Source organism: Allosaccharopolyspora coralli (genome assembly GCF_009664835.1).
In the GTDB taxonomy this organism is placed as follows: Bacteria; Actinomycetota; Actinomycetes; order Mycobacteriales; family Pseudonocardiaceae; genus Allosaccharopolyspora; species Allosaccharopolyspora coralli.
This window is the reverse complement of the sequence record NZ_CP045929.1, coordinates 2262773-2282482: the sequence shown is the minus strand read 5'-3', so window position 1 is coordinate 2282482 and position 19710 is coordinate 2262773. Positions and strand designations below refer to the sequence as shown.

Sequence of the window (19710 nt, the reverse complement as noted above, 5' to 3'; positions counted from 1 at the left end):
CACGGTCGCCCGTCGATGGCGGCGGACTCGTGCGGGGCCTCGGACGCGGGCACGGCTGATGTCAGTTCTTCATGATGCGACGAGCATAGCGACCTGCTCGCACCGTGCGCCACCGAATTTCTCGCGGCGAACCACGTTGGCCGACCGGGACAGCCGCTGCGGGCTGGGAGGCGTGAGCCTTTTTGGTGGCTATGACCACCAAAAAGGCTCACGTAGCGTTGGTGCCCGGCCCGCCCCCGAACGCGGGCCGGGAACCCCGGGATCACACGGGAGCGGCCGCGGTGTCGTGGCTGAGCGCTCCGTCACGCATGGCCGCGATCCTGTCGACCTGTCCGAGGTACTCGGTGTCGTGGGTGACCATGATCGTGGCCAGCCGGAACTCGCGAGTGACCTCGGCGAGCAGCTCCACGATCCGCGTCCCCCGGTCATGGTCGAGCGCGGCGGTCGGCTCGTCGACCAGCAGTACCGAGGGTTTGCCGGTCAGCGCGCGGGCGATGTTGACGCGCTGCCGTTCCCCGCCGGAGAGCTGGTGCGGCTTGCGGTGCTGTTTGCCGTCGAGTCCGACCGTGGCCAACAGCTCCCGCACCCGTTCCCGGTGTTGGCGCGGTGAACGCCCGCGCATGTGCTGGGTGACGAGCAACTGCTCCGCGGTCGTCAGCGAGCTGATGAGGTTCGGCTGTTGGAAGACGATGCCGATCTCCTCCAGCCGCAGCCTGCTCAGCTGCTTGCCCGAGAGCCCGGCGGTGTCCTGGCCGGCCACCCGAACGGCACCGGAGTCGGGGCGTTGCAGAGTGGCGGCCACGGCGAGCAGGCTCGACTTGCCGGAACCGGACGGCCCGATGACGGCGAGCATGTCGCCGGCGTCGACCTCGACGGAGACACCGTCGAGTGCGGTGACGGTGCTGTCACCGTCGGGGTAGGTGAGGCGGACGTCGGACAGGTGCAGGCTCATCGGACGGCTCCCAACGCGGTCAGCGGGTCGACGGAGGTGATGCGGCGAACGGCGAGGGCGGCACCGGCCATGCCGAGCACAATCATGCCCAGCACCGGCAGCACCGTGGTGGTGACGGTGAGTTCGAACGGCACGGCGTTCACGGCCAACGCGCCCAGCCCGATCCCGGCCGCACCACCGAGTCCGGCACCGATGAGCAGCACTACCAGCGACTGCACGAGCGCGTCTCGCAGCAGGTAGCCGGTCGAGCCGCCGAGTGCCTTGAGGATCGCGATGTCGCCAGTGCGTTGAATCGTCCAGACGGTCAGGAACGCGCCGATCACCAGCGCCGAGATCGCGTACAGGAAGCCTTGCATCATCAGCAGCGACCCGTTCTCCGACGAGTACGATCCGATCGCGGCCAGACTCCCCGAGCGCGTCGCGGTGGAGGTGCCCGCCTGCGCGTCGATCGCGGCCGGGTCGGCGTTGTCATCGAGCTTCGCGGCGACCACCGTGGCGACCGGCGGTTGTTCCCCGCCTCGTGGACCGTTGACCTGCGACCAGGTGTCCAGGGACGTCCACGCGACCGGGGTGTGGCTGTAGTGGGCGTCCGGGGCGATCGCGGAGACGGTCAGTTCGGTGGTGCCTGCAGTGACGCGATCACCGACCCGCAGGTTGTCCTCGTCAGCGAGCTGCTGGCTGACGACCAGCGAGTTGTCGGCGACGCCCTCGGGACCGACCGGGTCACTCGGGCGGACACCGAACACCGACGCCGAGGCGCTGGTGCCGTCGGCTGCGTCCAGGCGGGTCTGGGTGATGCCCAACGGCGCGGCCCACTGGACCCCGTCGGCGCCGGACCAGGTGTCGAGTTGTTCGGCGGTGACGGTGCTGTCGGCGAACGACTGTTCGGGAGCCTCCTCGTTGCCGGAGCCGAACGAGATGTGAGTGGCGGGCAACTTCGCGATGCCCGAGGTCGACTCACCGGCCAGCCCGGCGGTCAGCCCGGACAGCAGCACGATGAGCAGCGTGATGAGCAGCACGACCGAGCCCATCAGTGCGAATCGCCCTCGGGCGGCGCGGATGTCGCGGATGGCGACGAACACGGGTTTCTCCTTCCTCGCCCCGCGCAGGGGCGGGGTGCAAGAACCAGGTTCGTCGTCGGCGCGCACGATTCCATCGCTGCGACGGTCGATTCCGGCGCGTCGAAGGGGGTACGCGCGGATCCATCGAACGGTTGATGCCGACCGGCGTGCTTGCGGTTCAGGCTGGTGGTGGGGCTCTAGGCTGCGAGCACGGCCCGAGACGACCGACGCGCGGAGCGGCCGCGAAGATCGACCACGAGGAACAGGACCAGGCGTGCACACACCGGCCCCGGCAGGGACGACGATCCTGCGCGTCCTGCGGCTCGCCCTGCACGCGTCGTTCTTCGTGCTACTGGCCATCGCCACCGTGCGCCTGTTCGTCACCCGCGACGCCGGCGTGCACAGCTACGCGGCGTTGTGCGGGGCGGTGGTCCTCGCGGCGTTGTACGCGGCGGGGTTGATGTGGAGTCGGCGGCACCGCTGGCTGGACCTCGTGTGGCTGGCGGCGATCACGACCGAGTGGGCGCTGCTGCTGGCGGCGAGCCCGGACTTCTCGTGGGTCGCGTTCCCGCTGTTCTTTCTGCATCTGGCGCTGCTCGCGCGCTGGCACGCGGTCGCGGCCGTGGTGGCGATCACCGGGCTGGTCGTGCTCGCCCAGATCGCCCACGCCCAGGGCTGGAGCGTGGGCATGGTGCTCGGTCCCGCACTCGGAGCGGTGTTCGCGATCGTCATGGCCTGGGGGTATGCGGCGATCGCGGCTGAGAGCGAGCAGCGGCGGCTGCTCATCGACGACCTCACCCGCACCCGCGAAGAGCTCGCCACGTCCCAACACCGGGCCGGCGTGCTCGCCGAACGTGAACGCCTCGCACGCGAGATCCACGACACGCTCGCGCAGGGTTTTTCGAGTGTGGTGCTGCTGCTGCGGTCGGCACAGGCGTCACTGCCGGAGGATCCCGAACGAGTCGCGGGACGGATCAGCGAGGCGCAAGAGACCGCCGCCGACGGGCTCGCCGAGGCCCGCCGTTTCGTCCGTGACCTCGCACCACCGTCGCTGAGTGCGGGAACGCTGCCGGAGGCACTGGGTCGCCTGTGCGAACGCACCGAGCGCGAGTCGGGGATTCGGTGCTCGCTGCGCATCGACGGGGACGTCTCCGGGATGAGCTCCGGATTCGAGGTGGCGTTGCTGCGCGCGGCGCAGGCGAGTCTCGCCAACGTCGTCCAGCATTCCGGTGCCGAGAACTCGGTGGTGACGCTGGGTTTTCTCGACGACGAGGTCACGCTGGACATTTACGACGACGGAGTCGGTTTCGACCGCGACACCCTGGAGTCCCGCTCGGACGGCAGCGGTTACGGACTCACCGCGCTGCGGGAACGGATCACCGCGCTGAGTGGCACGCTGGAGGTCGAGAGTTCAGCAGGGGAGGGCACGGTGATCGGGATCCGGTTGCCGCTGACGGCCGAGGAGCACCGATGACCACGGTACGGCTCCTGCTCGTCGACGATCATCCCGTCGTCCGACGAGGACTGCGTGCGATGTTCGACGATCGCGATGACATGACCGTCGTGGCCGAGGCCGCCGACGGACAGCAAGCGCTCGACGTCCTCTCCGAGACCACAGTGGACCTGGTGCTGATGGACCTGCAGATGGGCGCGGGCATGGACGGGGTGACCGCGACCCGTCGCATCACCGAACTGCCGGATTCGCCGCAGGTGCTGGTGCTCACCACCTACGACACCGACGCCGACATCCTCGCCGCCGTCGAAGCGGGCGCCACCGGCTACATGCTCAAGGACGCCCCGCCCGAGCAGCTCTGCGACGCGGTCCGGGCGGCAGCACGTGGTCAGACCGCCCTGGCACCGGACGTGGCCGCGCGCCTGCTGGGGCGGCTGCGCACCCCGAAACCGGCGCTGAGCAACCGTGAGGTGGAGATCCTGCGGCTGCTCGCGCGCGGATTGTCCAACCGGGCACTGTCGAAGGAACTGTTCATCAGCGAAGCGACCGTCAAGACTCACCTGGTGCACATCTACGACAAGCTCGGCGTCGACAACCGCACCGCCGCCATCGCCGCCGCCCTCGACCACGGGATCATCCGCACCCGCTGAGCCGACCAAAAACTCGTTCACTCGGCACCGGCCCGAGTCGTACGCTGCGGGCTCACGACCCGATGGGGAGGAACGAGTGCGGAGCTACCAACCGACCGGAACACCGCAGGAGCAGGAGGCGATCCGGCGCTGGCACGAGGCCGCCTACGCCGAACTCCGCGCCCGCGACACCGAGACGGTGTCCTACTTCGACTTCGAGTTCGTCGTGCCGCCCACGGTGTTCCCGCCGCAACCCGTCTCGCACCTGCTCGGCCGTTCGGTTCTCGCGGAGACGCGTGCCACGGACCGGGTTCTGGACCTCGGCACCGGCAGCGGCGTCAACGCCGTCCTCGCCGCCTCGATCTCGGACGACGTCCTCGGTGTCGACGTCAACCCGGATGCCGTGGACTGCGCACGCGCCAACGCCGAACGCAACGGGCTCGCCGCCCGGTTCCGGCAATCCGACCTGTTCGACGGCGCCGACGGGCGTTTCGATCTCGTCGTCTTCGACCCGCCTTTCCGGTGGTTTCCCGCGCGGGACATGCTCGAACGCGCCACGACGGACGAGGACTACGCAACGATGCGGCGGTTCGCGGGCGAGGTGGGAGCGCATCTCGCGCCGGGCGGGCGAGTGCTGCTGTTCTTCGGCACCTCCGGTGACCTCGGCTATCTCGATCACCTCATCGACGAGACGAGCCTGAGGCGCGAGACCGTCGCCACCGAAACGCTGCACCGGGCGGACACCAGCGTCGACTACGTCGTCTACCGACTCACGACACCGTGAATTGCATTGCGGCGCGAAGCCGTCGAGGTTAATGTTCGCGCCGTGACTGCCGGGTCGGCCATGAGCCACGCACGAGTGAGGTTCCCGGCCCAGGCGTGACGGCCGGGCGGGCGAGAGACCCGCCGCTGTCCTTCTCCGATCCCGAACGATCGTTCTCGCGCGCCCAAGCGCGCCCGAATCCCTCGACTTCCCCTGGAGAAGGACGCCCCATGCCTGTCGACTTCAACACCTCGGTGATCGACGAGTTCCGCGCCAACAACGGACACGTCGGCGGCCCGTTCGAGAACGCACGGCTGCTGTTACTGACCACCGTCGGAGCGCGCACCGGACGTGCGCACACCACGCCCGTCGGCTATCTGCCCGACGGAAACCGAATGCTGGTCATCGCGTCCGCAGCCGGCGGGCCCACGCACCCCGACTGGTTCCACAACCTTGTCGCTCAGCCACGCGTGACCGTCGAGGACGGAACGTTCCGCTACGAGGCCACTGCCACCGTGCTCGCCGGAGTCGACCGGCTCATCGACGAGCTCGACATGCACCTGGCCTACGAGGAACAACATCTCATCCCTGCCTTCGAACGAAGATGCGTTGACTTCGAGCTTAGTCGAAGTTCTAACGTCGGGTCAGAACATCGGCAACGACCCCGAACACCGACAACGAACTGGGGGAGACCACCGTGAACACCGACCAACTGATCCTCGTCACCGGCGCCACCGGCCACATCGGCCGCCACCTCGTCCGCGAACTGCACGGACGGGCGCAGGTACGGGCGCTCGTACGCGAACCAGAGACCGCGAACCTGCCGGAGCACGTCGAACTGGTGCGCGGTGACCTGACCGATCCGGACAGCGTCGCGCGTGCCGCCAAAGGCGCCGATGCGGTGTTCCTGCTGTGGCCACTGATGAGCACCGACGGACTCGACGCGGTTGTCGCGGCACTGGCCGACGTGCCACAGCTGGTGTACCTCTCGTCCGAGGGCATCCGTGACGTCGACGACCAAGGCGACCCGATCACCAACAGCCACAGCTTCATTGAAGACCACCTCGAACAGCACAGAACACAGTGGACCTTCCTCAGGCCCGTCGGGTTCGCTTCGAACGCGCTCGGCTGGGCACAGGACGTCGCCACTCACGACTCGGTGCGACACGCGTTCCCCGATCTGGCGCGGCCACTGATTCACGAAGCCGACATCGCCGCAGTCGCGGCGCGCACGCTCACGGAGAACGGTCACGCAGGGCAACGATATGTCCTCACCGGGCCGCAGCACCTCACCAACACCGAACAGGCACACGCGATCGGAACCGCGCGCGGCGGGCCGGTCTCGTTCGAGACGATCAGTCCGGATCGTGAGCGCCGCCAGATGCTCGACGCGGGCTGGCCGGACACGGTCATCGACCCCGTCCTCGCCGCCTATGAACGAATGCAGCGCACGCCGGAACCGGTGACCGACACCGTGGAGGAGCTGACCGGCAGCCCCGCGCGAAGTTTCGTGCGCTGGGCGCACGAGCACGCCCGCGACTTCGGCGGTGACCCGCTCGACGTGCACAGTGTCGCGTCGACGTATGTCGCGATGTGCCGGGCGGGAGATTTCAGCGGCGCCATCGACCACTTCTTTCCCGACGATCACGTGCGGGTGGAAGACGGCCTGGAAATCGTCGGAAACAGCGCCGTCCACGAACGCAGCCAGGACTTCGGCGCGGAGGTCGACATCCACTCCGTCGACATCCAAGGCCCGTACGTCGGCGGCGACCGCTTCGCGGTGCGGTTCTCCCTCGACACCACCTCACGTGCGACCGGAGCCCGGCGCCGGACCACGAAGCTGTCGCTGTACACGGTCGGCAACGGCCGGATCACTCGAGAAGAGGTGTACTACGACGCACCGGAGCCGCAGTGAGCGAGGTAGGCCTCGCCGCGTGGCGAGAGGCGGTAGCCGACTCGCAGGCTTTCGGTCAGGCCGAGCTCCTTGAGTTTCCACACGTCGGACTTGAACCGCGCGACCGGCCGGTTCTGTGACTCGGCGAGCTCGGCCGCCCGAACGCCGGGACGGTCCCGGATCAGGCGCAACAGGTGCCGGGTCCAGGGGCCGTGCCGGGAGGAGGCGTCCATTCTCGCCAGCCGGCGGTCGAGGTCCGCGCGTTCCTCGGCGTCGAGCTCGGGGCGCTGACGCAACACCTCCCTCGGATCCTCGCCGACATGGCGGAGTCCGACCCGCCACACCGACCCGGAACCGTACTTGTCCAAGGAGGACAGCAGGCCGGATCGGGAGCGGTACCCGGCCGCCGCAGCCTGGTCCTCGGTGATGTCCTGCGGTTGGACCTCGGTCACCTCGGTGACGACGACGACACCGACCTGGGTGCGCATCCGCGTGCCGGACCGAGCATGGGGACTCGCCCAACGCCGGAACGCGCACGTGATCTCACCAGCGACGACTCCGTCCAGTACCCACCTGCTCAACAACACCCCATCAGGCTACGACGGTGCGCGGATTGATCTGCGTGGACGGTTCCGTAGCGAACCAACCATCGGCGCGATGTCGCTGACCACAGCCTCAATCCGCGCGCCCTCTCAGCGAGCCGTTCTGATCACGTTCCGCAGTCAAGGTCAACACGAACGAGTGCCTCGGCATGGATTGCGGCGCACGGATCGAGCAGAATCACCTCATGTTGCAGGCCTGCCTCAACGGCGCTCGAAGTCCCCGCGAACACTTCCACCTGCCGGTCCGTCCCGAAGAGCTCGCCGCGGCCGCCGCTGCCGCCGTCGAAGCGGGAGCCCAGGACATTCACCTGCACCCGAAGACACCCGACGGGGCCGACAGCCTCGACGCACGCGTCGTCGGCCCCACCGTCCGCGCCGTCCGCGCGGCGGTTCCCGGCGTCGCGGTCGGCGTCACCACCGGAGCGTGGACCCTCACCGAGCCGCAGCACCGGATCGCGGCGATCAGCGCCTGGACCGTGCTCCCGGATCACGCCTCGGTGAACTGGCACGAACCCGGCGCCGACGACGTCGCCGCCACACTGCTCGACCGAGGAATCGCCGTCGAGGCGGGCATCTGGTCCGGCACCGACGGCGACGAGCGCTTCACCCGATCACCCGTGCGCGACAGGGTCCAGCGCGTGCTCGCCGAAGTCACCGACCGCACCGCGCGAGGGGCACCCACCACCGCCGAGGCCCTCCTGCAACGCCTCCGGCACGTCACGGCACCGATCCTGCTGCACGGGGAGTCCGCCGGAGCATGGCCGGTACTCGCACTCGCGGCCCAGCGCGGACTCGACACCCGGATCGGCCTCGAAGACGTCCTGCAACTACCCGACGGTGACATCGCCCCCGACAACGCGACCCTCGTCGCCGCCGCCACAAAGATCGCGTGAGTCTTTTTGGTTGCTATAGCCACCAAAAAGACTCACGCGCTCTTGTCAACGTAGGCCATCAGGAAGCCGTCGTACTCCTTGCTGTCGACGGTCTGCAGCGACGTCGCCCGCACCCGCGGCTCGGCGGCCACCATCGTGTGCAGACGCCGGACGCCCTGCACCATCGCATCGTCGGAGTCGGCCTCCAACACGCGACCGCCGCGCACGACATTGTCGACCACGATGACCGATCCCGGCCGCGCCATCTCCAGTGCCCACTCGAAATAGGCCGGGTTGTTCTCCTTGTCCGCGTCGAGGAACGCGAGGTCGAACGGCCCAGCGCCCTCCCGAGCGAGCACCGGCAGCGTCTCCAACGCCGCACCCACCCGCACCTCGATACGGTCCGCGAGACCGGCGCGCGCGATGCTGGTGCGCGCGACGTCGGCGTACGCCTCGTTGTACTCCAAGGTCACCAACCGGCCGTTGTCCGGCAGTGCGCGCGCCATCCAGATGGCGCTGAGCCCCCCGAGCGTGCCGACCTCGAGGATCCGTTGGGCACCCTGCATCAACGCCAACAGCTGCAGGAACTTGCCGTGATTGGGCGGGACGGCGATCGCGGGCATCCCCGCCCGTTGCGCGTCCGCCGCCGCCGCGTCGAGCGCCTCGTCCCTACCCACGACCGTCGAGACGAAATAGTCCTCGACGGCCGTCCACTGTTGCTTGTCCATCACACCCACTCCACCACGATCATGCGACCAAGGACTTCTCGAACCAGTGCTCGGCATACGGACTCCGCGAGTACGCGGGGATCTCTTCGTACCCGAGCCGCACGTACAACGCCCGGGCCTCGATCAGATCCGACCGGGTGTCCAGGCGCATCACGCGCGCTCCCCACGTGCGGGCGATCCGTTCGGCGGCTTCGGCCAGCACAGCACCGCCGCCGCGTCCGCGTAGCCGTTCACGCAGGTACACCCGCTTCATCTCCGCGACGTCGTCGTCGATGAGGCGCACACCGACACACCCGGCCAGTTGACCCTGGAAACTGGCGACCAGCAAGGCCCCACGCGGCGGTTCCAGCGACTCACTCGACGTTTCCTCGACTTCGTGCCGGATCTCGGCGTCCGTCGCAGCGCGGCCGTGGTAGCGGCTGACCATCTCGTCGAGGTACTCCCACAACAGCTCGGCCGCCTGCGACCCTTGAACCGGCACGACCTCGGTACTCCACGTCTCCTGCACCAGCACATCCTTCACCACACGTCGACTGCCTCACCACCGGATCAGCAGGGTGTGGTGAGCGCTGAGGCAGTCTCGTCCAGGACTCCGAAAGGATTCCATGCGCGATACTGCGGAACTCACGAGTCGGTTGCGCGCGGCAGGCTGCGTTTTCGCCGAGGACGAGGCAGCGCTGATCCTGTCCACGGCTCGGACAGCGGGCGAGGTCCAGTCGATGATGACGCGGCGACTGGCGGGGGAGCCGTTGGAGCACGTGCTGGGGTGGGCGGAGTTCCGCGGGCTGCGCCTCGTGGTCGCGCCCGGGGTGTTCGTTCCGCGTCGTCGCACCGAGTTCCTCGTCGATCGTGCCGCCGACGGCCTGGTCGCGGGCAACGTCGCCGTCGACCTCTGCTGCGGGTGCGGAGCCGTCGCGGCCGCGCTCGTCGCCGAGGTCCCGGGTATCGAGATCCACGCTGCCGACCTCGATCCTGCGGCCGTCCGTTGTGCTCGCACGAATCTCGGCCAGAAGGGGAGTGTGCACCGGGGAGACCTCGACGATGCTCTGCCCAGCACACTGCGAGGCCGGGTCGACGTCCTGGTCGCGAACACGCCGTACGTGCCGACGGCGGAGATCGCACACATGCCACCGGAGGCTCGGGAGCACGAACCCGGTCTCGCGCTCGACGGTGGAACCGACGGCCTCGACGTGCAGCGCCGGCTGGCCGCCCGAGCCCGACGATGGCTGGCCCCGGGAGCTCGTGTGCTGGTCGAGTCGAGCATCGACCAGTCGTCGACGACCGCCCGCGTTTTCGAGCGGCACGGTCTGACGGCACACGTGTTCACCGACGAGGACACCGCTGTCGTCGTCGGCCACGCCGGGTAGCCGTGTCCGACACGCACCGGGCATCGACTTCGCGGCAAGCACGTCCCGTCCGATCTCGTACAGCGTCCGGACACGTTCCGTGCTGGCTCAGTGAGCGTGGCCGCACACGCGGTGAGGAGACCCTCGAGCGACTCACGTTCGACGCCGCCCGTCGGTGACCACCTTCGCCCTTCTTCGACCTGCGTACACGGTCACATCGAGGGATCATTGACGGTCCGCACCCGAGCCGACCGAGGAGGTCCTCGTGTACGAGAAAGCGGGCGAGAAGTACTTCGTCGTCGACAGCCACATGCACTTCTGGAACGCCGGTCCCGCCAACAGGGTCCCCGGGCGGGAGGACTTGGCCAAGGGCTGGATCGAGTGTTTCCACGCCTATCAGAGCCTCGGCCCGCCGGAGACGCACTGGTCGATCGAGAAGTTCCAGGAATACACGGAAGCCGACCTCATGCGCGACGTGTTCGAGGACGGACACGTCGACGTCGCGATCTTCCAGCCGACCGACCTCAAGTACTGGTACACCAACGGTTTCAACACCACCGAACAGAACGCAGAGCTGAAAGAGAAGTACCCGGACAAGTTCATCCTGAACACCAACTTCGACCCTCGGGACGGCGCAGAAGGGCTCCGCCCGTTCGAAGAGCGGGTGAAACGCTACGGCAGCAAGGGCGTGAAGCTCTACACCGCGGAGTGGCGGGACGGCTCCCGCGGCTGGACGCTCAAGGACCCGATGGCGTGGCGCTACCTGGAAAAGTGCGAGGAACTCGGCGTCACCAACGTCCACGTCCACAAAGGACCCACGATCTGGCCGTTGGACAAGGACGCCTTCGACGTCGCCGACGTGGACCACGCGGCCACACGGTTCCAGGGACTGAACTTCATCGTCGAGCATGTCGGCCTGCCGCGCATCGAGGACTTCTGCTACATGGCGACCCAGGAGCCCAACGTCTACGCCGGGTTGTCGGTGGTTACCGGCGCCGAGATGTACAGCAGGCCGAGGTTCTTCTCCAAGGTCATGGGCGAGTTGCTGTACTGGGTCGGCGAGGACAAGATGACCTTCGGTTCGGATTACGCGATCTGGGAGCCGAAGTGGCAGATCGAGGGACTGGTCGACTGGGACTACCCGGACGAGACCTTCTCCGACTACCCACGGCTCGGCACCGAGGGCAAGAAGAAGATCCTCGGGCTCAACGCCGCCAAGCTCTACGACATCGACGTGCCGCAGGACTGCCGCCTCAAGGAAGAGGCAGCCAGTCAGGACGACGCGGTGCTCGTGGAGCAGACATGACGGTCTCGCTCGACCGGGCCGCCGACATCACCGCGGCGGCCCGGTCCGCACTGGGCACGGTTCAGGATCCCGAACTGGCCGAACCGTTGACCGACCTCGGGTTCGTCTCGCGATGTTCGGTGAGCCCGGACGGCGAGGCGACCGTGCGGCTGAGACTGCCGACGTACTTCTGCGCCCCCAACTTCGCGTTCCTGATGGTCGCCGACGCCCACGACGCCGTGGCCGCGGTGCCCGGCGTGCGGCGCGTCGACGTCCGGTTGGAGGATCACTTCTCGGCCGAGGCGATCAACCGCGGGGTAGCGCAGCGGTCGGGTTTCGCCGCCAGCTTCACCGGCGAGGCCACCGACGAGCTCGACGAGCTGCGGGCGAACTTCCTGCGCAAAGCCGTACTGGCTGGCACGGACCGGGTCTGCCGCGCGATGGTGTCGGCAGGGGCCGATCCGCAACGGCTGGTCGAGCACCGGCTCGGCGACGCCCCGGAAGGCACGGACAAGGAACGATTGCGGGAACGCAGGCGAGAACTCGACCTGCCGTGCGACGACGACACTCCACTGCTGGTCGATCCCGAATCCGGCGCCGCCGTCGGCGCCGACCACTCCAAGATGTATCTGGCGCGTGCCCGCCTGACCAGGACAGGGCAAGAAGCGAACGCGGGGATGTGCCGCGGCATGCTCCAGGCGCGGTATCCCCAGACCCCTCAGGAGGAATAACCGATGAAAGCCGTGCGGCTGCACAACTACCATGAGCAACCCGTCATCGAGGAAGTCGAACAGCCCACGGTTTCCGGCCCGCTGGACGTGGTCGTCAAGATCGGCGGCGCTGGGGTCTGCCGCACCGATCTGCACGTGATCGAGGAACAGTGGGCCGAGAAGTCCGGCGTGCAACTGCCGTACACCATCGGCCACGAGAACGCGGGCTGGGTCCACGAGGTCGGCTCCGCGGTCACCAACGTCGCCGTCGGCGACACGGTGATCCTCCACCCCACGCCCACCTGCGAGCTCTGCCACGCCTGCCGCGCCGGCGACGACATGCACTGCGCCGACCGGCGGTTCCCCGGTATCGACTCGGACGGGGGGATGGCCGAGTACCTGCTGACCTCGGCCCGCGCGTGCATCAAACTCGACCCCGGCACTCGACCCGACGACGTCGCCGCGCTGGCGGACGCCGGAATCACCGCGTATCACGCCGTACGTAAGGCCGCGCCACAGCTGCCTCCCGGCACGGTCTGCGTGGTCAACGGAGCGGGCGGGCTCGGCCACATCGGCATCCAGACCCTCGCCGCGATGAGCGCCACCACGAGCGTCGTCGTGGACCGGAGTGCCGAGGCACTGGAGTTGGCAGGCGAACTCGGCGCCGACCACACCGTGCTCGCCGACGGCGACCACGTCCAAACGGTGCTCGACCTCACCGGCGGCAACGGCGCCGAGGTGGTGCTCGACTTCGTCGCCGAACAAGGAGCCCAGCAGGACGCGTTCGCGATGACGCGGCAGGGCGGCTCGCACTACGTCATCGGCTACGGCAGCAACATCGACGTCCCCACCATCGACATCATCTCCACGGAGCGCAACGTCATCGGGAATCTGGTTGGTACCTACAACGACCTTGTGGAGCTCATGGTGCTCGCCGAAGCAGGCAAGGTCACCCTGCACACCAAGAAATATCCGCTGAGCAAGGCACTCGAGGCTCTCGCGGACCTCGACGCCGGGCGAGTGCGCGGCCGAGCGATCCTCGTCCCGGACAACGCCTGAACAGCTCCCGCGAGGGGGAGCGAGGTGTGCCGATTCTCGGCGAGAAGGACGACGGAAGGCTCGACTCACGGATGTCCACGGCGGTGAGCCGAGCCATCCGTCGTAACCGGAACGGTCGTCACAGGCCGTGCTGTGGCACCCGGTGAGCTTCCGGGGGCGACCGCGATGATCGTCGCAAGGGGATCGGCGGAGTCAATTACTTAACATAATGTAGATTATCGGCTTATTGATAGTCTGGGCAGACGGGCTTGCGAGGGTTTCACGGGCGACGACAAGTCCAGGACGCGAACGCGGTCGCCAAAGCGGCGAGAACCTCGACCTCCGGGGGCATGACGCTGGCTGCAAAAGGTGGGGGCGCCTGGCTCACACGCCGACTGCGCGGTCGCACGTACGAAGCTCGCACCCCTCCTTGCGGCGCGGGCCACGTCCCTTCCCTTGAATTCGTCACAGTGACGCAAAGAAGACATGCATCAGGGGTCGCGAGGCAGGGACTTGCCGGCGAGATCGCGCCGCCGCGGAGCCGACGTTCGGCAGGAGGCACACTCAGCGCCTGCCGGCAGTGCCGTTCCTGGGGAGGCGAATGTGGCAACATCCCCGATGCGCTCGCTCGCACAGGCCGGGACGATCGCGCTTCCCGACAGAGCCTCGCGCTTCTGCCCCACCGACCGGAATCCGCGCGAACCAAGGCCCCTGAGGGGCTTTTCCGTCACAGTGACGCAAAAGAGGTGACCCAGAGAGCCCTTCCTCTGAGCCGGGTCATCAAAACGGAAAGGCGACTACGCCGGTCCGGGTGTCCGTTCGGCTGCGGGGCGCCCTCGCAGCCGAACGGATAATGCGGCGGCAGCGGTCCATAATGGACACTTCTCCCCTTCCGCGTACAAAACCGATTGCGCAGCGGTGCTCGGCTCCGCAACGCTGTCCCCCCGTGACCCCCGTAGCCGTCGACCACTCCCCGCGCGAGCTCCTGAGATGACTGTGCCGACCGAACGACCGCGTCTGGAACGCGGCGTCCTTCTGTTGCTGGCCGTGGCCAGTGGTGTCGCGGTCGGTAACGTGTACTTCCCGCAAGCGATCAGTCCGCTGATCAGTTCGGGTTTGGGTGTGCCGCCCGCGTCGGCGGCACTGGTGGTCACTTCCGTCCAGCTCGGCTACGGGGCGGGAATCTTTCTGCTCGTGCCGCTCGGCGACCGGGTGCCGAACCGGAATCTGATCGTCACGTTGTTGATGCTCACAGCCGGCGGGCTCGTCGCCGCGGGCATGGCGCCCGGGCTGTCAACGTTGTTCGGTGCCGGTGTGCTGGTTGGCGTCACCACGGTCGTCGCGCCGCTGATCGCCGCGATGACGGTCGGTCTGGTCGCCGACGATCGGCGCGGCGAGGTGACCGGCATCCTGCTCAGTGGCTCCACCGGGGGAATGCTGCTGTCCCGAGCGTTCGGAGGGACAGTCGGCGAGTGGCTGGGATGGCGCGCACCGTACATTGTGGCCGCTGCCGCGGTGGTTCTGGTTGCGGTCGCGTTGATGGTCACGGTGCCGCGAACGCGGCCGACGTCGACACAGCGCTACCCGGCACTGCTTGTCGGCGTCCTGCGCGTACTCCGGGAAGAGCCGGAGCTGCGGCGGTCGTGCTTCTACCAGGCGAGTGTCTTCGGCGGTTTCTCCGCGGTGTGGACAGGTATCGCCTTGGTGGTGACCGGCCCGATCTATGGTCTCGACGCCCGCGTCGTCGGACTGTTGGCGCTGGTCGGAGCAGCCACGATGGTCGCGGCACCGGTCGCGGGCAGGATGGTGGATCGCCGAGGTCCGGATCGAGTCACGTTCGTCTGCGTGTTGGGCGTGCTCGGCTCGGCGGCGATTCTCGCGGTTGGCGCTGTGGGGGGCGCGCCGGGTCTGGTCGCGCTGTTGGTGGGGACATTGCTGCTCGACGTGACGATGCAGAGCGGGATGGTCGCCAACGTGGCGCGGATTTTCGCGGTGCGGCCCGAGTCGCGGAGCCGGATGAACACCGCGTACATGACCTGTGCTTATCTGGGCGGCGCTCTCGGGTCGTGGGCGGGTGCGCGCTGCTACGCCCACCTGGGCTGGCTCGGGGTGTGCGGGTTGCTGGCGGTGCTCAGTGGGCTGGCGTTGCTGCGGCACGTGGCCCACCGGGTGTCCTCACGTGTCATCGCGGACGAAGCGGCTCACTCCGTGTCGCGATAGGCGTCGAGGAGTTGTCCTTCGGCGGTGTCGAAGTACCGGGTGAGCCGCTGGGAGGCCTGTTCCACATCGCCTGCCGCGAGCAGGTCGGCGATGGCCCGGTTGTCAGCGAGGTACGGCTCGTGGAACTCACGAAGCGCGGGCATCGCGTGGAACGCCAGGCGAAGTTCGGCCAGGAGTCGCCGCATGATCTCGGTCGATCGCTCGCTGCTCGCGAGGTCCGCGACAGCCTGGTGGAAGCTCATGTTCGCGGTACCGACGTCGTGCCAGCGTTCGTCGTCCGCAGCGCGTTCGCCGTCGGAAACCGCATCGTGGACCGCTTGCAGCGCCGCGGGAGTGGCTGCCGCCACCGTGCGCAGCGCCGCGGTTTCGATCATGCGGCGGGTTCGGTAGAGGTCCGCGACGTCGTCCGCGGTCAGTTCGCGGACGAACACGCCGCGGTGGAACGCGTAGACGAGCAGTCGCTCGTGTGCCAGCAGGCGGAACGCTTCGCGCAGGGTGTTGCGGGAGACCGACAGGGCACGGCCCACGCTCGCCTCGGACAGCCGGGTGCCGGGGGCCAGCGTTCCCTCAACGATGTGCCTGCGCAGCAGGTCGGCGACGCGTTCGGCGGTGCTGGTGCGGTCGAGCAGGGCTTTCTCGGCCGCCAGCGAATCGACCCAGGGCTGCGCTGCGCTCGTCATCGACACCCGTTCCCGTGATCGCCGTACGTGGTCCGTGCGCGAGAAACCTCATCCTAAGCTATTGCTGAATTGTTGAACAATTCGATACTGTCCGGCGATCCGAGAAGCTGCGACCGCCGAACGGAGCGGATCATGAGCGACGAGACGACGACGAAGCCGGTGCGCCGGGGCACGCTGCTGGGTGCGGTGTTCCTGATGGCGACCAGCGCGGTCGGGCCGGGATTCATCACCCAGACCACCGAGTTCACCGTCCAGCTCGGTGCCGCGTTCGCGTTCGCCATCGTGGTGTCCCTGCTGGTGGACGCGGCGGTGCAGCTCAACGTGTGGCGAGTCGTGGGTGTCTCGGGGATGCGTGCCCAAGACCTCGGAAACAAGGTGCTGCCCGGTCTCGGGTACGTCATGGCCGCGTTGGTCGTCTTCGGCGGGTTCGTGTTCAACGTCGGCAACGTGGCGGGAACCTCCCTGGGGCTCGACGCGCTGCTGGGGCTCGACGTGAAGATCGGCGGGCTGGTCTCGGCGCTGATCGCGGTCGGCATCTTCGCGAGCAGGCGGGCCGGCGTGGCGATGGACCGCATCGTGGTCGCGCTCGGCGTGTTGATGATCGCCGTCACGGTCTACGTCGCCGTCGTCTCCGCTCCCCCCGTCGGGGACGCGATGCGGCAGGCGGTGTTGCCGGAGCAGGTCAGCTTCCTGGCCATCACCACGCTGGTCGGGGGTACGGTCGGCGGCTACATCACCTACGCCGGTGCGCACCGGCTCGTCGACGCCGGAGTGAGCGGGCCCGGCCAGGTCGGTGCGATCGGGCGCAGCGCGATCACCTCGTTGCTGGTCACCGGCGTGATGCGGGTGGTGTTGTTTCTCGCGGTGCTCGGTGTCGTGGCGGGCGGGGCGAGCCTGGCCGGAGACAACCCGACGGCGTCGGCGTTCGAGGCCGCCGCGGGTCAGGTGGGGTTGCGCCTGTTCGGGTTGATCCTCTGGGCGGCCGGCATCACGTCGGTCATCGGTGCGGCCTACACGTCGGTGTCGTTCCTGGTGACCTTCTCCCCTGCTCTGGAACGCGCACGGAACTGGCTGGTGGTCGGGTTCATCGGCCTGTCGGCGACGGTGTTCCTGCTGGTCGACGAGGCGCCGACGACGCTTCTGGTGTTGGCTGGTGCCCTCAACGGGCTGATCCTGCCGGTCGGGTTCGGCGTGCTGCTCTGGGTCGGCTGGCGACGCCGCGACCTGCTCGGCGGGTACCGCTACCCTGCTGGGCTGCTCGTCGTCGGGGCGCTCGCGTGGGTGCTGACCGTCTACCTGGGGGCGAACTCGCTGAGCGGGATCGCGGCACTGTTCGGATGACCTACGACGATGACCGGCCTGTGGTTCGAGGGGTGAGGATGCGGTTCCTGGCCTGTGGTGATGCGGCCGTACTCGTCGAGGTCGCCGATCTCGACGCGGTCCTCGCGCTGTACCGCGCGGTACGGGCACATACCCCGACGGCAGTGGTCGAGGTGGTGCCTGCTGCACGGACGGTGTTGCTGCACTTCGACCGGGAGCGGACCACGGCGAGTGCGGTGGAACAGGCGGTGCGGGGTCTTCCTGCGGTCGAGCCCGAGACGGGTGACCACGGCACGGTGCGGGTTCCGGTGGTCTACGACGGGGACGATCTCGCGGAGGTGGCGCGGTTGACCGGGTTGTCCGAGCGGGAGGTCGTCGAGGCCCATGTCGGGACGGAGTGGACGGTGGCCTTCGGCGGGTTCGCGCCGGGTTTCGGCTACCTCGCCGGCGGAGACCGTCGCTTGGTGGTGCCGCGGCGGCAGGAGTCCCGGACGCGGGTGCCTACCGGCGCGGTGGGACTGGCGGGCGAGTTCAGTGGGATCTATCCGCGGGAGTCGCCGGGTGGTTGGCAGCTGATCGGACACACCGACACCGAGATCTGGCAGGCCGACCGGAACCCTCCCGCGTTGCTGCGGCCCGGGGTGCGGGTCCGGTTCGACGAGGTGCGCTCATGAGGCGGGCCTGGGAGGTCGTGGCCTCGGGTCCACTGGCAACGGTGCAGGATCTGGGACGCCCTGGACTGGCCGATCTGGGGGTGGGGCCGTCGGGCGCGGCGGACCGGGCGGCGTGCCGGTTGGCGAATCGGCTCGTCGGCAACGCGCGGTCGGCGGCTGTCGTCGAGACGACGCTGGGTGGGCTCGTGCTCGTGGCGCGCGGGGACCTGTGGGTCGCGGTGACGGGCGCGCCGTGTCCGATCCAGGTCCAGGGGCGCCACGAAGCGGTGAACACGCTGCTGCGGGTCCCGGACGGTGCCGAGTTCCGGGTCGACGCGCCGGTGAGCGGGCTGCGCGGCTACGTCGCGGTGCGTGGAGGGATCGCGGTCGAGCCGGTGCTGGGGTCGCGGAGCACGGATTTGCTTTCCGGACTCGGTCCGGCGGCACTGGCGCCGGGTGCGGTGTTGCCGGTCGGTGACGAGACCGAGGAGTTCCCGGCGGTCGAGGTGGCGCCGGTTCCGCCGCCCGCGGACGGCGACGTGGTGTTGGAGGTCGTGCCGGGACCGCGTGACGCATGGTTCACGACCGAGGCGTTGAGGACGTTGGTGCACGAGTCGTACGAGGTCACCGCGGACAGCAACCGGATCGGGATACGCCTGTCGGGTCCAGGGTTGTGCCGCAGCGAGCCCGGGGAGCTGCCCAGCGAGGGGATGGTGCCGGGTGCGGTGCAGGTGCCGCCGTCCGGACGGCCGACGGTGTTCCTCGCCGACCATCCGCTGACTGGTGGGTATCCGGTCGTCGGAGTCGTGCGCGACCACGACGTCGACCGGGTCGCGCAGCTACGGCCGGGCCAACAGGTGCGGTTCCGGTGGCCCCGGCGACCGGCACCGGGGTGAACGGCACGTTCGCCTCGTGTGGTGGGGCGAAAGTGCCGTTCGCGCCATCGACGTTGGTGGCAAAACTTGGGGTGAACGGCACGTTCGCCTCGTGTGGTGGGGCGAAAGTGCCGTTCGCACCATCGACGTTGGTGGCAAAACTTGGGGTGAACGGCACGTTCGCCTCGTGTGGTGAGGCGAAGGTGCCGTTCGCACCACTGGCCTTCGGGGACGCGCGTGTGTTCAGGGGCGCCAGCGTGGTAGGTATCCGGGACGGTCCGAATAGGGCAGGCCGAGCAGCGCACGGGTGAGGCAGCCGCGTTCGTCCTCCGGCGGGAAGACCGCACCGATCGTGTCGCAGGGCCCCTCGCCTGTCCCGCAGCGCAGGTGCATCCGCAGCAGGCGTGACTTCAGCTCGCATTCCCGGAACCCGCGGAACAACGACAGGTGGGGCAGGACGTCGCCGGAACCGGACTCGGTGTTCTCCCGCACGGTGCGCAGGGAGTCCAGCTCACGGTCGATCTGTTCCCGGAGGAAGCGGCCGAAGCGGTCGGAACCGGGCGGGCTGTGCTGACACATGGGCTCGAACTCGTCGGGGGCGGCGTCCGTGCTGGGCACGATCACACCAC

General features: G+C 68.5%; 21 protein-coding genes. 14 read left to right on the top strand and 7 right to left on the bottom strand.

Annotation, left to right across the window (positions count from 1 at the left end; translation table 11 throughout):
- Positions 1–262: 262 nt before the first annotated feature.
- Positions 263–952, bottom strand: coding sequence for an ABC transporter ATP-binding protein (locus GIY23_RS10795; RefSeq protein WP_154076536.1), 690 nt, complete (start codon positions 950–952; stop codon positions 263–265).
- Positions 949–2034 carry an ABC transporter permease gene (locus tag GIY23_RS10790; protein WP_154076535.1) on the bottom strand — a complete coding sequence of 362 codons (1086 nt, stop codon included), beginning with the start codon at positions 2032–2034 and terminating at the stop codon, positions 949–951. The genes GIY23_RS10795 and GIY23_RS10790 overlap by 4 nt, the downstream gene beginning before the upstream one ends.
- 253 nt (positions 2035–2287) lie before the next feature.
- On the opposite strand from GIY23_RS10790, the gene GIY23_RS10785 reads away from it, so the two are divergent.
- The 5 genes from GIY23_RS10785 (at position 2288) to GIY23_RS10765 (ending at position 6773) form a co-directional block, all read left to right on the top strand.
- Positions 2288–3487, top strand: a complete 1200-nt coding sequence (locus tag GIY23_RS10785; RefSeq protein ID WP_222850281.1) for a sensor histidine kinase — start codon at positions 2288–2290, stop codon at positions 3485–3487.
- Positions 3484–4116, top strand: coding sequence for a response regulator (locus GIY23_RS10780; RefSeq protein ID WP_154076533.1), 633 nt, complete (start codon positions 3484–3486; stop codon positions 4114–4116). Before GIY23_RS10785 ends, GIY23_RS10780 begins: the two co-directional genes overlap by 4 nt.
- A gap of 76 nt (positions 4117–4192) precedes the next feature.
- Positions 4193–4879, top strand: a complete 687-nt coding sequence (locus GIY23_RS10775) for a methyltransferase (protein WP_154076532.1) — start codon at positions 4193–4195, stop codon at positions 4877–4879.
- 209 nt (positions 4880–5088) lie between these two features.
- Positions 5089–5559, top strand: coding sequence for a nitroreductase/quinone reductase family protein (locus GIY23_RS23390; protein ID WP_154076531.1), 471 nt, complete (start codon positions 5089–5091; stop codon positions 5557–5559).
- The gene (locus GIY23_RS10765) at positions 5556–6773 is read left to right on the top strand and encodes an NAD(P)H-binding protein (RefSeq protein WP_154076530.1); all 1218 of its coding nucleotides are present in this window, start codon (positions 5556–5558) and stop codon (positions 6771–6773) included. Before GIY23_RS23390 ends, GIY23_RS10765 begins: the two co-directional genes overlap by 4 nt.
- On the opposite strand, the gene GIY23_RS10760 is transcribed toward GIY23_RS10765, so the two are convergent.
- Positions 6749–7339 carry a hypothetical protein gene (locus GIY23_RS10760; protein ID WP_187352094.1) on the bottom strand — a complete coding sequence of 197 codons (591 nt, stop codon included), beginning with the start codon at positions 7337–7339 and terminating at the stop codon, positions 6749–6751. The two genes, GIY23_RS10765 and GIY23_RS10760, sit on opposite strands and share 25 nt — an antisense overlap.
- Before the next feature lie 200 nt (positions 7340–7539).
- On the opposite strand from GIY23_RS10760, the gene GIY23_RS10755 reads away from it, so the two are divergent.
- Positions 7540–8247, top strand: a complete 708-nt coding sequence (locus tag GIY23_RS10755) for a 3-keto-5-aminohexanoate cleavage protein (RefSeq protein WP_154076529.1) — start codon at positions 7540–7542, stop codon at positions 8245–8247.
- A 32-nt stretch (positions 8248–8279) separates the two neighbouring features.
- Here GIY23_RS10755 and GIY23_RS10750 read toward each other — a convergent pair whose 3' ends face one another.
- Positions 8280–8954, bottom strand: a complete 675-nt coding sequence (locus GIY23_RS10750; protein ID WP_154076528.1) for an O-methyltransferase — start codon at positions 8952–8954, stop codon at positions 8280–8282.
- Positions 8955–8973: 19 nt separating this feature from the next.
- Positions 8974–9462, bottom strand: coding sequence for a GNAT family N-acetyltransferase (locus GIY23_RS10745; RefSeq protein WP_228717655.1), 489 nt, complete (start codon positions 9460–9462; stop codon positions 8974–8976).
- 97 nt (positions 9463–9559) lie between these two features.
- On the opposite strand from GIY23_RS10745, the gene GIY23_RS10740 reads away from it, so the two are divergent.
- The 5 genes from GIY23_RS10740 (at position 9560) to GIY23_RS10720 (ending at position 15553) form a co-directional block, all read left to right on the top strand.
- A complete protein-coding gene (locus tag GIY23_RS10740) occupies positions 9560–10321 on the top strand; it encodes a putative protein N(5)-glutamine methyltransferase (RefSeq protein WP_154076527.1) in 762 nt (253 codons plus the stop codon).
- 244 nt (positions 10322–10565) lie between these two features.
- A complete protein-coding gene (locus GIY23_RS10735) occupies positions 10566–11606 on the top strand; it encodes an amidohydrolase family protein (RefSeq protein WP_154076526.1) in 1041 nt (346 codons plus the stop codon).
- Complete coding sequence (locus tag GIY23_RS10730; protein ID WP_154076525.1) at positions 11603–12316, top strand: iron-sulfur cluster assembly protein; 714 nt, start codon at positions 11603–11605, stop codon at positions 12314–12316. Before GIY23_RS10735 ends, GIY23_RS10730 begins: the two co-directional genes overlap by 4 nt.
- Before the next feature lie 3 nt (positions 12317–12319).
- The gene (locus tag GIY23_RS10725; RefSeq protein ID WP_154076524.1) at positions 12320–13354 is read left to right on the top strand and encodes an NAD(P)-dependent alcohol dehydrogenase; all 1035 of its coding nucleotides are present in this window, start codon (positions 12320–12322) and stop codon (positions 13352–13354) included.
- A 969-nt stretch (positions 13355–14323) separates the two neighbouring features.
- Positions 14324–15553, top strand: coding sequence for an MFS transporter (locus tag GIY23_RS10720; protein ID WP_154076523.1), 1230 nt, complete (start codon positions 14324–14326; stop codon positions 15551–15553).
- On the opposite strand, the gene GIY23_RS10715 is transcribed toward GIY23_RS10720, so the two are convergent.
- A complete protein-coding gene (locus GIY23_RS10715) occupies positions 15535–16233 on the bottom strand; it encodes a GntR family transcriptional regulator (RefSeq protein ID WP_154076522.1) in 699 nt (232 codons plus the stop codon). The genes GIY23_RS10720 and GIY23_RS10715 overlap by 19 nt on opposite strands.
- Positions 16234–16365: 132 nt before the next feature.
- On the opposite strand from GIY23_RS10715, the gene GIY23_RS10710 reads away from it, so the two are divergent.
- Genes GIY23_RS10710 through GIY23_RS10700 form a run of 3 tightly spaced genes read left to right on the top strand, consistent with a single transcriptional unit; the run spans position 16366 to position 19102 of the window.
- Positions 16366–17574, top strand: a complete 1209-nt coding sequence (locus tag GIY23_RS10710; RefSeq protein WP_154076521.1) for an NRAMP family divalent metal transporter — start codon at positions 16366–16368, stop codon at positions 17572–17574.
- A gap of 38 nt (positions 17575–17612) precedes the next feature.
- Complete coding sequence (locus GIY23_RS10705) at positions 17613–18227, top strand: 5-oxoprolinase subunit B family protein (protein ID WP_154076520.1); 615 nt, start codon at positions 17613–17615, stop codon at positions 18225–18227.
- On the top strand, positions 18224–19102 hold the full coding sequence (locus GIY23_RS10700) for a 5-oxoprolinase subunit C family protein (RefSeq protein WP_154076519.1): 879 nt from the start codon (positions 18224–18226) through the stop codon (positions 19100–19102). The genes GIY23_RS10705 and GIY23_RS10700 overlap by 4 nt, the downstream gene beginning before the upstream one ends.
- A gap of 222 nt (positions 19103–19324) precedes the next feature.
- On the opposite strand, the gene GIY23_RS10695 is transcribed toward GIY23_RS10700, so the two are convergent.
- A complete protein-coding gene (locus GIY23_RS10695; protein WP_228717654.1) occupies positions 19325–19699 on the bottom strand; it encodes a DUF6221 family protein in 375 nt (124 codons plus the stop codon).
- Positions 19700–19710: the final 11 nt, after the last annotated feature.

Bases quoted from the DNA above. Each gene is read 5' to 3' on its own strand.
- GIY23_RS10795 (WP_154076536.1), bottom strand. From the start codon at position 952: ATGAGCCTGCACCTGTCCGACGTCCGCCTCACCTACCCCGACGGTGAC.
- GIY23_RS10715 (WP_154076522.1), bottom strand. From the start codon at position 16,233: ATGACGAGCGCAGCGCAGCCCTGGGTCGATTCGCTGGCGGCCGAGAAA.
- GIY23_RS10720 (WP_154076523.1), top strand. From the start codon at position 14,324: ATGACTGTGCCGACCGAACGACCGCGTCTGGAACGCGGCGTCCTTCTG.
- GIY23_RS10780 (WP_154076533.1), top strand. From the start codon at position 3,484: ATGACCACGGTACGGCTCCTGCTCGTCGACGATCATCCCGTCGTCCGA.
- GIY23_RS10740 (WP_154076527.1), top strand. From the start codon at position 9,560: ATGCGCGATACTGCGGAACTCACGAGTCGGTTGCGCGCGGCAGGCTGC.
- GIY23_RS10705 (WP_154076520.1), top strand. From the start codon at position 17,613: ATGCGGTTCCTGGCCTGTGGTGATGCGGCCGTACTCGTCGAGGTCGCC.
- GIY23_RS10755 (WP_154076529.1), top strand. From the start codon at position 7,540: ATGTTGCAGGCCTGCCTCAACGGCGCTCGAAGTCCCCGCGAACACTTC.
- GIY23_RS10710 (WP_154076521.1), top strand. From the start codon at position 16,366: ATGAGCGACGAGACGACGACGAAGCCGGTGCGCCGGGGCACGCTGCTG.
- GIY23_RS23390 (WP_154076531.1), top strand. From the start codon at position 5,089: ATGCCTGTCGACTTCAACACCTCGGTGATCGACGAGTTCCGCGCCAAC.
- GIY23_RS10725 (WP_154076524.1), top strand. From the start codon at position 12,320: ATGAAAGCCGTGCGGCTGCACAACTACCATGAGCAACCCGTCATCGAG.
- GIY23_RS10730 (WP_154076525.1), top strand. From the start codon at position 11,603: ATGACGGTCTCGCTCGACCGGGCCGCCGACATCACCGCGGCGGCCCGG.
- GIY23_RS10700 (WP_154076519.1), top strand. From the start codon at position 18,224: ATGAGGCGGGCCTGGGAGGTCGTGGCCTCGGGTCCACTGGCAACGGTG.
- GIY23_RS10750 (WP_154076528.1), bottom strand. From the start codon at position 8,954: ATGGACAAGCAACAGTGGACGGCCGTCGAGGACTATTTCGTCTCGACG.